Origin of the sequence: Streptomyces sp. NPDC046931 (assembly GCF_040644655.1) — a bacterium.
GTDB lineage: Bacteria > Actinomycetota > Actinomycetes > Streptomycetales > Streptomycetaceae > Streptomyces.
Genome location: NZ_JBEYWX010000001.1, coordinates 451,813 through 465,782 on the forward strand (window position 1 = coordinate 451,813; position 13,970 = coordinate 465,782).

15 protein-coding genes are annotated in these 13,970 nt (G+C 71.9%); 7 read left to right on the forward strand and 8 right to left on the reverse strand.

The window, feature by feature from the left end; genetic code table 11:
• Positions 1-70 precede the first annotated feature (70 nt).
• The 3 genes from ABZ876_RS02030 to ABZ876_RS02040 are packed head-to-tail and all read right to left on the reverse strand — an operon-like array spanning position 71 to position 2,327.
• Positions 71-481 (reverse strand): RidA family protein, encoded by a 411-nt coding sequence (locus ABZ876_RS02030; RefSeq protein ID WP_361772831.1) that lies wholly within the window; start codon positions 479-481, stop codon positions 71-73.
• Positions 478-1,239, reverse strand: coding sequence for an IclR family transcriptional regulator (locus ABZ876_RS02035; protein ID WP_361772834.1), 762 nt, complete (start codon positions 1,237-1,239; stop codon positions 478-480). The genes ABZ876_RS02030 and ABZ876_RS02035 overlap by 4 nt, the downstream gene beginning before the upstream one ends.
• Positions 1,236-2,327 (reverse strand): sugar kinase, encoded by a 1,092-nt coding sequence (locus tag ABZ876_RS02040; protein WP_361772837.1) that lies wholly within the window; start codon positions 2,325-2,327, stop codon positions 1,236-1,238. The genes ABZ876_RS02035 and ABZ876_RS02040 overlap by 4 nt, the downstream gene beginning before the upstream one ends.
• Positions 2,328-2,463: 136 nt before the next feature.
• Here ABZ876_RS02040 and ABZ876_RS02045 point away from each other — a divergent pair, with 136 nt between their 5' ends.
• A complete protein-coding gene (locus ABZ876_RS02045; protein WP_361772840.1) occupies positions 2,464-3,741 on the forward strand; it encodes an amino acid deaminase in 1,278 nt (425 codons plus the stop codon).
• Positions 3,742-3,752: 11 nt separating this feature from the next.
• Positions 3,753-5,363: a D-aminoacylase gene (locus tag ABZ876_RS02050; protein WP_361772843.1), complete on the forward strand. Its 1,611-nt coding sequence runs from the start codon at positions 3,753-3,755 to the stop codon at positions 5,361-5,363.
• A gap of 28 nt (positions 5,364-5,391) precedes the next feature.
• Here ABZ876_RS02050 and ABZ876_RS02055 read toward each other — a convergent pair whose 3' ends face one another.
• Both ABZ876_RS02055 and ABZ876_RS02060 read right to left on the reverse strand, forming a co-directional pair.
• Positions 5,392-6,285, reverse strand: coding sequence for a serine protease (locus tag ABZ876_RS02055; RefSeq protein WP_361772846.1), 894 nt, complete (start codon positions 6,283-6,285; stop codon positions 5,392-5,394).
• Between the two features lie 196 nt (positions 6,286-6,481).
• Positions 6,482-7,168, reverse strand: coding sequence for a hypothetical protein (locus ABZ876_RS02060; protein ID WP_361772849.1), 687 nt, complete (start codon positions 7,166-7,168; stop codon positions 6,482-6,484).
• Positions 7,169-7,295: 127 nt separating this feature from the next.
• Between ABZ876_RS02060 and ABZ876_RS02065 the strand changes: the two genes are divergently transcribed.
• The 4 genes from ABZ876_RS02065 to ABZ876_RS02080 all read left to right on the forward strand — a co-directional run bounded on the left by ABZ876_RS02065 (position 7,296) and on the right by ABZ876_RS02080 (position 11,286).
• Positions 7,296-8,507 (forward strand): pyridoxal phosphate-dependent aminotransferase, encoded by a 1,212-nt coding sequence (locus tag ABZ876_RS02065; protein ID WP_361772852.1) that lies wholly within the window; start codon positions 7,296-7,298, stop codon positions 8,505-8,507.
• 83 nt (positions 8,508-8,590) lie between these two features.
• On the forward strand, positions 8,591-9,016 hold the full coding sequence (locus ABZ876_RS02070) for a hypothetical protein (RefSeq protein ID WP_361772855.1): 426 nt from the start codon (positions 8,591-8,593) through the stop codon (positions 9,014-9,016).
• A 450-nt stretch (positions 9,017-9,466) separates the two neighbouring features.
• Positions 9,467-10,015, forward strand: coding sequence for a tetratricopeptide repeat protein (locus ABZ876_RS02075; protein WP_361772858.1), 549 nt, complete (start codon positions 9,467-9,469; stop codon positions 10,013-10,015).
• Positions 10,012-11,286, forward strand: coding sequence for a glycosyltransferase (locus ABZ876_RS02080; protein ID WP_361772861.1), 1,275 nt, complete (start codon positions 10,012-10,014; stop codon positions 11,284-11,286). Before ABZ876_RS02075 ends, ABZ876_RS02080 begins: the two co-directional genes overlap by 4 nt.
• A gap of 57 nt (positions 11,287-11,343) precedes the next feature.
• Here ABZ876_RS02080 and rfbD read toward each other — a convergent pair whose 3' ends face one another.
• From rfbD to ABZ876_RS02095, 3 genes are all read right to left on the reverse strand, one after another.
• Complete coding sequence (gene rfbD, locus ABZ876_RS02085; RefSeq protein ID WP_361772863.1) at positions 11,344-12,240, reverse strand: dTDP-4-dehydrorhamnose reductase; 897 nt, start codon at positions 12,238-12,240, stop codon at positions 11,344-11,346.
• Positions 12,237-13,211 carry a dTDP-glucose 4,6-dehydratase gene (gene rfbB / locus ABZ876_RS02090; protein WP_361772866.1) on the reverse strand — a complete coding sequence of 325 codons (975 nt, stop codon included), beginning with the start codon at positions 13,209-13,211 and terminating at the stop codon, positions 12,237-12,239. Before rfbB ends, rfbD begins: the two co-directional genes overlap by 4 nt.
• Before the next feature lie 154 nt (positions 13,212-13,365).
• Complete coding sequence (locus ABZ876_RS02095) at positions 13,366-13,566, reverse strand: hypothetical protein (protein ID WP_361772869.1); 201 nt, start codon at positions 13,564-13,566, stop codon at positions 13,366-13,368.
• Between the two features lie 27 nt (positions 13,567-13,593).
• On the opposite strand from ABZ876_RS02095, the gene ABZ876_RS02100 reads away from it, so the two are divergent.
• A partial coding sequence (locus tag ABZ876_RS02100) for a hypothetical protein (protein WP_361772871.1) occupies positions 13,594-13,970 on the forward strand: 377 nt, incomplete at its 3' end.

Below are 13,970 nucleotides of genomic sequence, written 5' to 3' on the forward strand. Positions count from 1 at the left end.
ACCCCAGGGGTGGGGGCGCCGGGCCGTGACGGCGTACGGAGTACGGGGGGCGGTGGCCGGCCGGCGCGGGTCAGCCGAGGACGGCCAGCGCGTCGATCTCGACGAGGAGGCCGGCCGGGAGGCCCACATAGACGGTGGTCCGGGCGGCGGAAGGCTGGGTGAGGCCCTGCCCGTCGAAGTAGGCGTTGTAGATCTCGTTCATCTCGGCGAAGTGGTCCACATCGGTCAGATAGACGCGGATCATCATCACGTCGTCCCAGCCGGCCCCGCCCTCCTCGAGGACCGCCTTGACGTTGGCGAGGGTCTGGAGGGTCTGTTCACGCAGGGTGGGGCCCGCGGGCGTGGGCGGCTTGCCCTCCTCGGCGGGGAGGAATCCCACCTGGCCGGCCACCTGGAGGATGTTGCCCTTCCGCACACCGTGCGAGAAACGGGCGGGCGGGCTCGTGTGGGTCTTCGGGGTCAGGGCGGTCTTGTCCGTCATACGGCGTCCTTTGCTGGGGTGTTGCCGGAGTACTCCCGGGTGATCGCGTCCGCGCTCCGGCGCACCAGGGGGAGCAGGGTCAGGAGTTCGCCGGCGGTGACGACGACATTGGGCGCGGAGACCGACATGGCCGCGACGACGCGTCCGTCGGCGCCCCGGATGGGGGCGGCGACGCAGTTGATGGACTCCTCGTGGCCGCCGAGGTCGGTGGCCCAGCCCTGTTCCCGCACGGTCGCCAGCTCCCGGAGGTAGGCGGCGGCGTTCGGCGTCGAACGGGCCGTGTAGTGGGGGTACTCGAGCCTCTCCACGGCGGCGCGGCGCTCGGGCTCGGGGAGGTCGGCGAGGAGGAGCTTCGCGACGGCCGCGACGGTGATGGCGACCGGTTTCCCGATCCGGGAGTACATCCGCACCGGGTAGCGGCTGTCCACCTTGTCGATGTAGAGGACCTCGTTGTCCTCGTACACCGCGAGGTGGACGGTGTGCCCGCACTCCTCGTTGAGGCGGACGAGGTGGGGATGGGCGATCTCCCGGACGTCGAGGTTCTCGACGGCCTGCTGGGCGAGGGCGAAGAGGCGGGCGCCGAGGCGGTAGCGCTGGTCGGACTGGCGGTAGACCAGACCGTGCTCGTGCAGGGTGCGCAGCAGGCGCAGGGCGGTGGACTTGTGCACGCCCAGCCGGTCGGCGACCTGTCCGAGATCGGCGGGTCCCTCGGCCAGCAGCGGCAGGATGCTCAGCGCCCGGTCGACGGTCTGGCTCATGGCGTACGTACCTCCTCCTCGGCCCGTGCGTCGGCTTCGGTCCAGCCGGGGCCGAGTCGAAGTGTCCCCCACGCCTCGTCGTCGAGTGCGGCCAGGCGATCGGCATGCTCCCGCGAGGCAGGGGTGGCGAGGTCGCCGGGGACGGTCAGCGCGGCGGCGGCCATCAGGTGCCCGTGCCGCAACCGGTCCCGCAGTGGCAGCCCCCGCAGGGTGGCGGAGAGGAACCCGGCGGCGAAGGCGTCACCGGCACCGACGGCGGCCACGACGTCGACGTTCAGGGCGGGTACGAAAGTGGCGGCGCCAGTGGAGTCCTCGCACCGGCCGCCGGTGTCCTCGTGGAACGCGACCGCCCCGCCCCGGCCCTGCTTGACGACCACGATGCCCGGTTCGGGCAGCGCCTCCCTCACGGCCCGGGCGCCGTGCAGCCCCCACACCTGGCGGGCCTCGTCGTCCCCCACGAACACGATGTCGGCTCCGCGCGCCAGCTCCCTCAGCACCCGAGGCCCGTCGGCGCCGCGCCACAGCCCGGGACGTTGGTTGACGTCGAAGGAGACGAGCGGACGCCCGGCCCGAGGTGCCGTCAGTTCCCGCAGCAGCCCCAGACAGCCGTCCGACAGCGCGGCCGTGATCCCGGACAGGTGCAGCACACGGCCCGCCCGCACCGCGCCCAGGTCGACGTTCTCCACCGTCATCGCCGAGGCCGCCGATCCGGCCCGGTAGTACACCACCTCGTGGGCGTCGGTCGCCCGGTCCCCCGCCGTGCGGAAGTAGATCCCGGTCGGGCGCGCCGGATCACGCCGTACGGACGCGACGTCGACGCCGTACGCAGCGATGGCCTCGACCAGGTGATCGCCGAAGCCGTCCGCCCCGACCCGGCCGACCCACCGCGCGGAATGCCCGGCGGCCGCCAGCACGCACGCGACGTTCGACTCGGCGCCCCCGATGCCCCGCTCGAAGGACGGCACGTCGGCGAGCCTGCCCGGCCCGGTCGGCATGAACGTGACCATGGACTCGCCGAGCGCGACGACATCCACGGTGTCCGCGGCCTCCGGGGCGGCAGCGGCGACGGGCAGACCGTTCGCGGTCACGACGGGGGTGGCTCCTCTTCGCTTCGCGGGTCGCGGCGGCTCCGTTGACCCCGCGTCGGCGGGGATGTTAGACAGCAACAAACGTGGTACGCAACGGTCGTTGCACATAACGCAATGATCGACCCAGGGAGACCCCATGGACGCCGTCATCGCCGCAGAACGCCTCACCGCCCTCATGGCGGAACGCGTCGACCACCGCTTCAAGGGCCTCCCGCCGGACGCCGAGGGACTCACCCTCGCCGGCCTCGCGGCCGAACGCCGTAATCTGTTCACCGGCGGCTTCACCACTCCGGTCCTCGCCCTGTCCGCCGAGCGCCTGAAGCACAACCTCGCCCTGATGGAGACGTACACGGCCCGCCACGGACTCGCCTTCGCCCCGCACGGCAAGACGTCGATGGCCCCGCAGCTCTTCCACCGTCAGATCGAGCACGGCGCCTGGGGCATCACGCTCGCGCTCCCCCACCAGGTACGGGTGGCAAGGGCGTTCGGGATCCGCCGGGTGTTCCTCGCCAACGAACTGGTGGACACCGCGGCGTTGCGCTGGATCGCCGCCGAGCTGGCCGCCGACCCCGACTTCCGCCTCGTCTGCTACGTCGACTCCGTGCGCGGGGTGCAGCTGATGGACGCGGCCCTGCGCGGCGCCGCCCGCCCGGTGGAGGTCGTCGTCGAGCTGGGCGCGGGCGAGGGCGCCCGCACCGGCGTGCGCACGGAGGCGGACGCCCTGGCGGTCGCCGAAGCGGTGGCGGGCACCGACACGCTGCGTCTGGTGGGCGTGGCGGGGTACGAGGCCCAGGTCCCCGAGGCGTCGCCGGAGCGGGTGCGCGCCTGGCTGCACCGGCTGGTCGGGATCGCCGTGGAGTTCGACAAGGCGGGGCGGTTCACCGGGACCGACGAGATCGTGGTGAGCGCCGGCGGCAGCGAGTGGTTCGACGCGGTCGCCGATGTCTTCGCCGGGATCCCCGACCTCTCGCTGCCCGTCCTGAAGTTGCTGCGCTCGGGCGCGTACGTCTCGCACGACGATGTCCACTACCGCAGGCTGACCCCGTTCAACCGGATGCCCGAGGAGGGCACCCTGGAGCCCGCGTTCCGGCTGTGGGCCCAGGTGGTGTCCCGCCCGTCGGCGGACCAGGCCTTCGTCAACGCGGGCAAGCGGGACGCGGCCTACGACCTCGACCTCCCCGTGGCCCAGGTGGTACGCCGGGACGGCGTCGAGCGCCCGGCGGCAGGGATCGAGGTGACGGCCCTGTCGGACCAGCACCTGTGGCTGCGCACCGGCCCCGGGGCGGATGTCGAGGTCGGCGACTGGGTGGGCCTCGGTCTGTCCCACCCGTGCACGTCCTTCGACAAATGGCAGGTGATCCCGGTGACCGAGGCGGACGGGACGGTCGTCGACTGCATTCGCACGTTCTTCTAGGAGGGCCGGCCGTGGAGCAGCTCGTCATCCGGGACGCGGACGTCGTGGACGGCAGCGGGGAACCCTCGTACCGCGCCGACGTCGTGATCGACGGCGGCAGGATCGCCGGGATCGTCAAGGAGGCCGCGGCGGCGGGCTGCCAGCGCCCTGGGGCCGTACGGGAACTGGACGCCGAGGGCCTGGTCCTCGCCCCCGGTTTCATCGACATGCACGCCCACAGCGATCTCGCCCTGCTGCGGGACCCCGACCACAGCGCCAAGGCCGCGCAGGGTGTGACGCTCGAGGTCATCGGGCAGGACGGCCTGTCGTATGCGCCGGTCGACGACCGCACGCTCGAGGAGGTGCGCCGCGCGATCACCGGCTGGAACGGGTACGGCGACGGCATCGACTTCACCTGGCGGTCGGTGGGCGAGTACCTGGACCGCCTGGACCGGGGGATCGCGGTCAACGCCGCCTATCTGATCCCGCAGGGCACGGTCCGGATGCTGGCCATGGGCTGGGAGGACCGGGAGGCGACGCCCGAGGAGCTGGACCGGATGCGGCGCCTGGTCGCGGAGGGCATGGAGCAGGGCGCCGTCGGCATGTCGTCCGGCCTCACCTACACCCCCGGCATGTACGCCGGGGACGCCGAACTCGCCGAACTGTGCCGGGTGGTGGCCGAATACGGTGGCTACTACTGCCCGCACCACCGCAGTTATGGGGCGGGTGCCCTTCAGGCGTACGCCGAGATGGTGGCCCTGGCCCGTGAGGCCGGCTGCCCGCTGCACCTCGCGCACGCCACCATGAACTTCGGCGTGAACGCGGGCCGCGCCCCCGAGCTGCTGTCCCTGCTCGACGAGGCGCTGGCGGCGGGCGCGGACATCACTCTGGACACCTACCCCTACACCCCGGGCTCCACGACGCTGGCCGCGCTGCTGCCGAGCTGGGCGGGCGAGGGCGGCCCCGAGGAGATCCTGCGGCGGCTCACCGATCCCGCGACGGCCGAGCGGATCCGGCACGACCTGGAGGTCGACGGCGCCGACGGCTGCCACGGCGTGCCCGTCGACTGGGGCACCGTCGAGATCTCCGGGGTGAGCGATCCGGGACTCGCCGGGTATGTCGGCCGCACCGTCCGGGAGTCGGCGGACCTGCGCGGCGAGGCCCCCTGGGTGACGGCCCGGCGGCTGCTCGTCGAGGACCGGCTGGGGCCGACGATCCTCCACCACGTGGGGCACGAGGAGAACGTCCGGGCGATCATGCGGCACCGCGTCCACACCGGCGGTTCCGACGGCATCCTGCGGGGTGCGAAACCGCATCCGCGCGCCTACGGCACATTCCCGCACTATCTCGGCCGCTACGTGCGCGAGTTGGGGGTGCTGTCCCTGGAGGAGTGCGTCGCCCGCCTCACCTCGCGCCCGGCGGCCCGGCTGCGGCTGCCGGACCGCGGCCTGGTCCGCGAGGGCTACCGCGCCGACCTGGTGCTCTTCGATCCGGTCACGGTCGCGGCGGGCGCCACCTTCGAACGGCCCCGGACGCTTCCGACAGGGATCCCGTACGTGCTGGTCGACGGCCGTCTCGTGATCGAGGACGGCCGCCGCACGGACGTCCTGGCGGGGCGGGCGGTCCGCAGGACTCCCGTGTGACCGCCCGCCGTCGCACCGCGGAAGGCGGTTACGGCCTGGGCAGGACGCAGCCGCTCGCGCTGAGGTTCAGCTTGTTGCCGGGGCCGAAGCACGCGGGGATCTGGTAGGTCTCCTCGGCGTAGTTGATGCCCTTGCGCACGGTCACCGTGCCGTTCGCGTCGACCTCGCAGGGGTTGTTGACGGTGCAGCGCTCGCCGTCCTCGTTACCGGTGTTGTTGACGGCGACGACCTTGCCGGTGGTGTTGTCGACGACGGGCGACCCCGAGGTGCCGCCGATGGTGTTGCAGGCGGAGGTGTAGCGGACCGAGTCCTTCCAGGTCCAGTCGCCCTCCTGCAGGCGGTAGACGAACCCGTCGACGTTGCAGCTGTAGATCCGCTTCCAGTAGCCGGAGACCACCTTGATGGCGGTGCCGGCGACCGGGTGGGTGTCGGCGACAGTGAGCGCGCTGATGCCGTACGAGCTCCTGATCTGCGCATAGGTGCGGGTGAGCTGGTAGATCGTGATGTCCGTGTCGGTCATCGTGGAGTACGCGACCTTGCTCGCGCGCAGCGTCGCGACGCGGGTGCCCGAGGAGTTGAGCAGTCCGAAGGAGCGGCTGGAGGACTGGTCGACGATGACCTCACCGGGCGACGGGAAGCCGGTCTCCAGGCAGTGGCCGTTGGTGAGCACGAGCGCCGGGTCGGTGTCCGCGGACTTCGGGAAGCGGATGACGGAGCCGGAGCAGTTGCTGAGCGAGACGGTGCCGGCGAAGTCGACGGCCCGCAGGGTGGCCGTACCGGAGGCCTCGGTGGTGCGGGAAGCCGTGACCGTGGCCTGGGGAGCCTGGGCGGTCCGAGCGGCCTGGGGAGCCGCGACCGCCGGTGCCACGCCGGCTCCGGCGATCACCAGAGCGAAGAGCGCGGCAGCGAAGGGCTTTCTCATGTGGGGGTCCCCTCTGGAGGAGGTTGCGATGACGCCAGGGGCCGGAGGTCGTCCGGCCGCCGTGTTTTTGTCATGCGCGTTTTGTCATGCGCATTGTCAGCGTAGGGATATGCGGGGGCAAGGAGCGGTTTTCGGCCGTCTCACCGAAGCGCCTGCGCCTGCGCCCGCGCCCGCGCCGGAGCGCCGGACTCCTCTATCAGGGGTGCCTGCCGTGCCCGTGGCCCGGCCGGCCGGGCCAGATGTCCGACTCGCTGGGGCTCGCGCTGACGGAGGGCGGTGCGGACGGGGCCTCGCCGGTGGGCGCCGCCGTGGAGGTGGACGGGGCCGCGCTCGGCGTGGCGGGCGCCTGAGAGACGGATGCCGTCGGGGGCGCGCTCGCGGCGGCCGGGGCGACGGAACGGGACGGCTCGACCGGGGCGGAGGTGGAGGCGGCGGACGGGGAGTCGTCCGTGGCCGGCGTGGAGCGGGCGGCCTTCGGTCGCGCGGACTCCCCGGCGCTTCCCGGCGTGCTGCCGCCGGACCCGGAGCCGAAGCTCCCGGCGATAGCGGCGGCCACACCCACGGCGCCGAGCGCCCCGACGGCCATGAGCACACGGCCGGGCACCCGGGTGCGCGGCGCGGACCGCCTCCGGTGCCGGGAGCCGCCCTCGGGAGCGGCCGGCCCCGGGCCGTACCCGTCGGGTGTCAGGCGGGGCAGCTCGCGCGTCTCGTCGTAGGCGTTCTGCCAGCCATGGGCGGTGGCCGGGTCGGCATACCGGCCGTACTCGGGGGTCGCCTCGGTGTACGGGTGGTACACGTTCGGGGGACCCTGGGGTGCACCCGTCACGCCGGTGACGGGCTGCCCTTCGTGCGTCCCGTCACCGGGCCGTTGTTCCCAAGACATGGGCGTGCATTGTAGGGGCGTCGGCGACACATGATGCGGCCGCCCGGGGAAGACCGATCGAACCGGCACCGCCCACGTGGTGGAAAACACGCGGCGCGACCGGATACACGGCCGTAAGCTCACGGACATGCAGGTGATCCAGTCCACGAAGCTCGCCAATGTCTGCTACGAGATCCGGGGCCCGGTTCTCGAGGAGGCGATGCGGCTCGAGGCGGCGGGTCACCGCATCCTCAAGCTCAACACCGGCAACCCGGCCGCCTTCGGCTTCGAGTGCCCGCCCGAGATCCTCGAGGACATCCTCCGCAACGTCTCGACGGCCCACGGCTACGGCGACGCCAAGGGCCTGCTCGCCGCCCGCCGGGCGGTCGTCATGCACAACCAGACCCTCGGCATCGAGACCGACGTCGAGCACGTCTTCGTCGGCAACGGCGTCTCCGAGCTGATCGTGATGGCCATGCAGGGCCTGCTGGACGACGGCGACGAGGTGCTCGTACCGGCACCGGACTACCCCCTGTGGACGGCGGCGGTGTCCCTGTCGGGCGGCACGGCCGTGCACTACCGCTGCGACGAGCAGTCCGACTGGATGCCGGACCTCGCGGACGTGGAACGCAAGGTCACCGACCGCACCAAGGCCATCGTCGTCATCAACCCCAACAACCCGACGGGCGCGGTGTACGACGAGGCCGTGCTGCGCGGTCTGACCGACATCGCGCGCCGGCACAACCTCCTCGTCTGCTCCGACGAGATCTACGACAAGATCCTCTACGACGGCACCACGCACACCCCGACGGCGGCGGTCGCCCCGGACCTGCTGACCCTCACGTTCAACGGCATGTCCAAGGCATACCGGGTGGCGGGGTACCGGGTGGGCTGGATGTCGATCTCCGGCCCCCGGGCGCACGCGCAGTCGTACATCGAGGGCCTGACGATCCTCGCCAACATGCGGCTGTGCGCCAACATGCCCGGCCAGCACGGCGTGGTGGCGGCGCTGAGCGGCCGCCAGACGATCAACGATCTCGTGCTGCCGGGCGGCCGGCTGAAGGAGCAGCGGGACGCGGCCTACGAGCTGCTGACCCGGATCCCCGGCGTGACCTGCGTCAAGCCGAAGGGCGCGCTGTATCTCTTCCCCCGCCTCGACCCCAAGGTCTTCAAGATCAAGGACGACCGTCAGATGGTCCTCGACCTGCTGCGGAGCGAGAAGATCATGGTCGTGCAGGGGACGGGATTCAACTGGCCGGAGCCCGATCACTTCCGGGTGGTGACCCTGCCGAACGTGGCCGACCTGACGGCGGCGATCACGCGGATAGGGGACTTCCTGGACGGGTACGGCCAGCCCTGACCCGCCCATTTCCCGATCAAGCTCAACTTTAGACGAAATCCAAGCTAGGATGGTTTCCTGTCAGAGCACAGGAGGCCGTCCCCATGTACGAACCGATCCGCACCAAGTCGGTCCACACGCCGGCCGGCCCCACCCCCGACTTCCCGCACCGCTCCCGCGGGGAGGAGCTGGACATCCAGCTGGCCGGTCATCTGGCCGCGCTGCTCGCGGTCACGGACGAGCTGCGGGCCCTGGCACCTTCCGGGGAGCTGGACACCGCGGCCGAGCGACTCGCCGAGCAGGTGACGCGGCTGCGCGGGGGCGTGCCGCCGGCCCGTTCGACGGCGGCCGCGCACGGCGGTGCACCGCAGACCGCGGCCCTTCACCGGCGCGCCCATGCGCTCGCGGGCCGGGCCCTGGTGGTGGCGGCGTCCCGCGCGGACACGGCGGCGGCGATCCTGTCGGCAGAGCGCATGGACGCGCATGCCGCCTCGTCGGCGGAGCCGCGCGAGGCGATCACCGCCGGCTGACCCTCCCGAGCCGCCAGATCGGCTCCCCTTCACGGCCCCGGTCCGCGTGCACCCGCAGCGACGCGCGGACCGGGCGCCACACCTCGTCCCCACCGCCTCCCCACCGGGTGCCCGGCGAACTCGCCCCCGTTCCAGGCCTTTTCCTCCCATTGCCACGGTGGCGGCGTTATCTGCGGACGAATTACCGAACAGTCCACCGAATGAGCCGATGACAGCACGGGATTGGGAACAGGTTCCGGCGCACCGCGCCTGAGGTCTGCATGCATTCGGGTGGTCCATGGCCGCAATCGCCTCGCCGAATGGCCGTCTTCCAGGAACGGCCTCATAACGTCAGCGGACATAAGGGGGTTCCCTCACTATTCCGCGAGATGTGACAAAGTGAAACGTAGGACATTGTGGGCAGGGCTCGCCGGAACGGCGGCGGTTGCCACCGGGGTGACCGGGTGGGCGGTGCAGTCCCACTCGGCCCCGCCCGCGGACTCCAAGGCCGCGTCGGCGGTCCAGAAACGCCAGGACGCGAACACGCTGCTTCAGGCCGCCATTCTCCAGGAGCAGTACCACGACACCGCCGGGGCGGCCCGCACCTACCGGCGCGTGCTGGACCTGGACCCCCGCAACAAGGTCGCCTGGTACAACCTCGGAGTCATCGCCCAGCGGGAGGGCAGGACCGCCGACGCCCATGAGGCCTACGACAAGGCGCTGAAACTCGACCCGGCGTACGCGCCGGCTCTGTTCAACGAGGCGCTGCTGCTGAAGTCGAGCGACCCCGACCGGGCCACCACGCTCCTCGAGCGCGCCATCGCCGCCACTCCCGGGGCCTCCACGGCCCATCTGCAACTCGGCCGGATCCTGGCGAAAAAGGGCCGCGACCGCGAGGCCGCGGCCGAGTTCCGCCGCGCGGTGGCCGCCGACCCGTCGCTGTACTCCGTGGTGCCCGAACCGTTCCGCGACGACGTGAGCCCCCCACCGACATCGAGCCAAGCAGGTGCCTTGAGATGACGTCGACTGCAACACCCCGGTTCTCCGTCTTCACCCCCAGCCACCGGCCCCGTTTCCTCGACGAGTGCCTGACGACCCTCCAGGCGCAGACCTGCCCGGACTGGGAGTGGATCGTCCTGCTCAACAACGGCGCCCGGTGGCGGCCCGAGCGGCCCGACGAACGGGTGCGCGTGGAGGTCGCGGACGATGTGCGCGGCGTCGGAGCGGCCAAGCGCAGGGCCTGCGAGCTGGCACGCGGCGAGATCCTCGTGGAACTCGACCACGACGACCTCCTGGCCACGTCATGCCTCGCGGAACTCGGCAAGGCCTTCGACGAGCACCCCGAGGCCGTGTTCGTCTACAGCAACACCGCACAGATCACCGAGGACGGGAAGCGGGACGACACCCGCTTCAACGAGGCGCACGGCTGGCAGTACGAGGAGGTGCGCGTCGACGGCCGCACGCTGCTCCAGGCGAAGTCCATGGCCCCGACACCGCACAACGTCTCGTACATCTGGTACGCCCCCAACCATGTACGGGCCTTCCGCAAGGGCAGCTACGACAAGGCCGGCGGCTACGACGCCACCCGCACGGTCCTCGACGACCAGGACCTGATGTGCCGTCTGTTCCACGTCGGCGACTTCCACCACATCCCCCGCTGCCTGTACCTCCAGCGGATGCACCCGTCGAACACCCAGCGCGACCCGGAGATCAACGCCCACATCCAGCGCGAGACGGTCGCCTTGTACGACAAGTACGTCGAGGCCAACGCGCTCGCCTGGACCGAGCGGCGCGGACTCGTCGCCCTGGACCTGGGCGCGGCCCACCGCAAGCCGCCGGGGTACCTGGGCGTGGACCAGTACCCGGGAGAGGGCGTCGACATCGTCGCGACCCTGCCCGGCAGGCTGGACCTGCCCGACAGCTCCGTCGGCCTGATGCGGGCGGTGGACTTCCTGGAGCACGTCCCCGCGAAGGTGCCGCTGATCAACGAGCTGTACCGGCTGCTGGCCCCCGGCGGCATGCTGCTCACCATGACGCCCAGCTCCGACGGGCGCGGCGCCTACCAGGACCCGACCCACGTCGCCTTCTACAACGAGAACTCGTTCTGGTACTACACGGACAACCAGTACCGCGCGTTCGTGCCCGAGATCGAGGCCCGGTTCCAGTCGTCACGGCTGGTCACCTACTTCCCGACCGAGTGGCACGCCCGGAACGACATCTCCTACGTGGTCGCCAACCTGATCGCGATGAAGGAGGGCGCCGAGCGGTGCGGCGGACCGCTGCTGGTCTAGCCCCCGGGGACGCCGAGGTGCCCTGCGGACCGTCGGGCCCGCAGGGCACCTCGGCGTTCAGGACCGTGCCGCGGCGGCCAGAGCGGCGAAGGGGGGCGTGGCGAGGGCCGCGGTCAGCTGGTCGTCCCACCGCGGCAGGGGCGCGAGGCCCGTTCGGGCCCAGGTACCGTGACCGAGCACACCGAACGCCGGACGGACCGCCGGACACGGGAACTTGTCCGAGCCCACCGGGCGGACACGCTCCGGATCGAGGCCGCTGAGCCGGAAGGTCTCCCGCGCCAGTCCGTACCACGTGGTGTGGCCGGCCGCCGTGCCGTGGTAGATGCCGGCCGGTGCCCGCCCGGCCAGGGCGGCACGGCCGAGGGCGGCCAGTTGCCGAGCGAGCGCCCGGGACCAGGTCGGCTGGCCGTGCTGGTCGGCCACCACGTCCAGGACCGGGCGGCGGGCCGCGAGTTCGAGCACGGTGGACACGAAGTTGCGGCCATGCGCGCCGTAGAGCCAGGCGGTACGCACGATGTAGCCGGTCTCCGGCAGCAGTTCGGCGACCGCCTGCTCCCCCGCCCGTTTGCTGCGCCCGTACGCGTTGACGGGGCCCGTCGGGGCGTCCTCGGGGTACGGCCGGCGGGCGTCGCCCGGGAACACGTAGTCGGTGGAGAGGTGCAGCAGCAGCGCCCCGCTGTCCGCGCAGGCGCGCGCGAGATGCCGTACGCCCGTTCCGTTCACAGCCGTGGCCTCCGCCTCGGACCGCTCGGCGCCGTCGACATCCGTCCACGCGGCGCAGTTGACCACCACCCGGTGGCCGGCGACGGCCGCGCGCACGGCGGCCGGGTCGGTGATGTCGAGCCGGTCCCGGCCCGGTGCCGTCACCACGACGTCCGGGCCGGCGGCCAGTTCGGCCACGACCTCCCGCCCGAGCAACCCCTCCGCGCCGGTCACCAGCCAGCTGGTGCTCATCGCAGTTTCGCCCTCTCCTTGAGCGGCTCCCACCAGGAACGGTGGGTCCGGTACCAGGCCACCGTGGCGGCCAGTCCCTCCGCGAAGTCGACCTGGGGCGCATAGCCGAGCTGCTCCCGGATCTTGCCGTCGTTAAGCGAGTAGCGCAGGTCGTGGCCCTTGCGGTCGGCCACGTACTCGACCCGGTCCCAGTCCGCGCCGATCGCGTCCAGCAGCAGGCCGGTCAGCTTGTGGTTGCTCAGCTCGGTTCCGCCGCCGATGTGGTAGACCTCGCCGGCCCTGCCGCCGTGCAGGACCAGGTCGATGCCCCGGCAGTGGTCGAAGACGTGCAGCCAGTCGCGCACATTGCGCCCGTCCCCGTACAGGGGGACCGTCCTGCCGTCGAGCAGGTGGGTGATGAAGAGCGGGATGACCTTCTCGGGGAACTGGTACGGGCCGTAGTTGTTGGAGCAGCGGGTGACCATGACGTCCAGACCGTGGGTGCGGTGGTAGGCGAGCGCGATCAGGTCGGAGCCGGCCTTCGACGCGGCGTACGGGGAGTTGGGCGCCGGCGGGCACTCCTCGGTCCAGGATCCCTCGCCGATCGAGCCGTAGACCTCGTCGGTGGAGACGTGCACGAACCGGCCGACGCGGTGCCGGTGGGCCGCGTCCAGGAGCACCTGGGTGCCCAGCACATTGGTGCGGACGAACGGACCGGCGCCGTCGATCGACCGGTCCACATGCGACTCGGCGGCGAAATGGACCACCGCGTCGTGGCCCGCCATCACCTGATCCACCAGATCCGGATCGCAGATGTCGCCCCGGACGAAACGGTAGCCGGGGTGCTCCGCCACCGGCGCGAGATTGGCCTCGACCCCGGAATAGGTAAGGGAGTCGAGCACGGTGATTCGCGCCGCCGGGTCCGATCGGAACCGCCGTCGGACGTATTCCGAACCGATGAATCCGGCGCCGCCGGTCACGAGGATGCGCATGGTTCTCCGAGTTGATTGGTCGAGTTCGCCGGTCGGATTCGACGTGGCATCACGGCCCCGGGCCGGGGCCTTCGGTGGAACGCGGACGGCGCCCGCGAGGCAAGGCCTCGGGGCACCGTCGCGCATTGTCGGGTCAGGGTTGTGCAACGACCGGTCAGGGCGTGGCGCAGATCGCGAAGGCCGTGGCCGGTGCGCCGGAAGAGACCTGCCATCCGGTGGCGGGGCCGGTACCGGTGAAGACCGGCTGGGACGCGTCGATGTTCTGGCCGGGCGCGGTGTTCTGGAATCCACCGCCGACGGCCACGTCACCGGGGTTGCAGCCGGCGATCGAGACCGGAGCCTGAGCGCCGGTCACGACGTAGGTGGTACCGAGTCCGGCACCTTGGGCGCCCTGGGCACCGGGAGCGCCCTGGAAGCCCTGCGGGCCGACATCACCGGGGTCCCCCTGCGTGCCCTGCGGACCGGTGGCACCCGTGGCGCCGGTGGCACCCGTCGGACCCTGGACACCGGGGTCGCCCTGGGCGCCCTGCGTCCCCTGAGGACCGGTGGCACCCGTCTCACCCTGCGCACCCGGGACGCCCTGAGCGCCGCTGGCGCCCTGCGTGCCCTGCGTGCCCTGCGGACCGGTGGCACCCGTCGGACCCTGGACACCGGGGTCACCCTGGGCGCCCTGCGTCCCCTGAGGACCGGTGGCACCCGTCTCACCCTGCGCACCCGGGACGCCCTGAGCGCCGCTGGCGCCCTGCGTGCCCTGCGTGC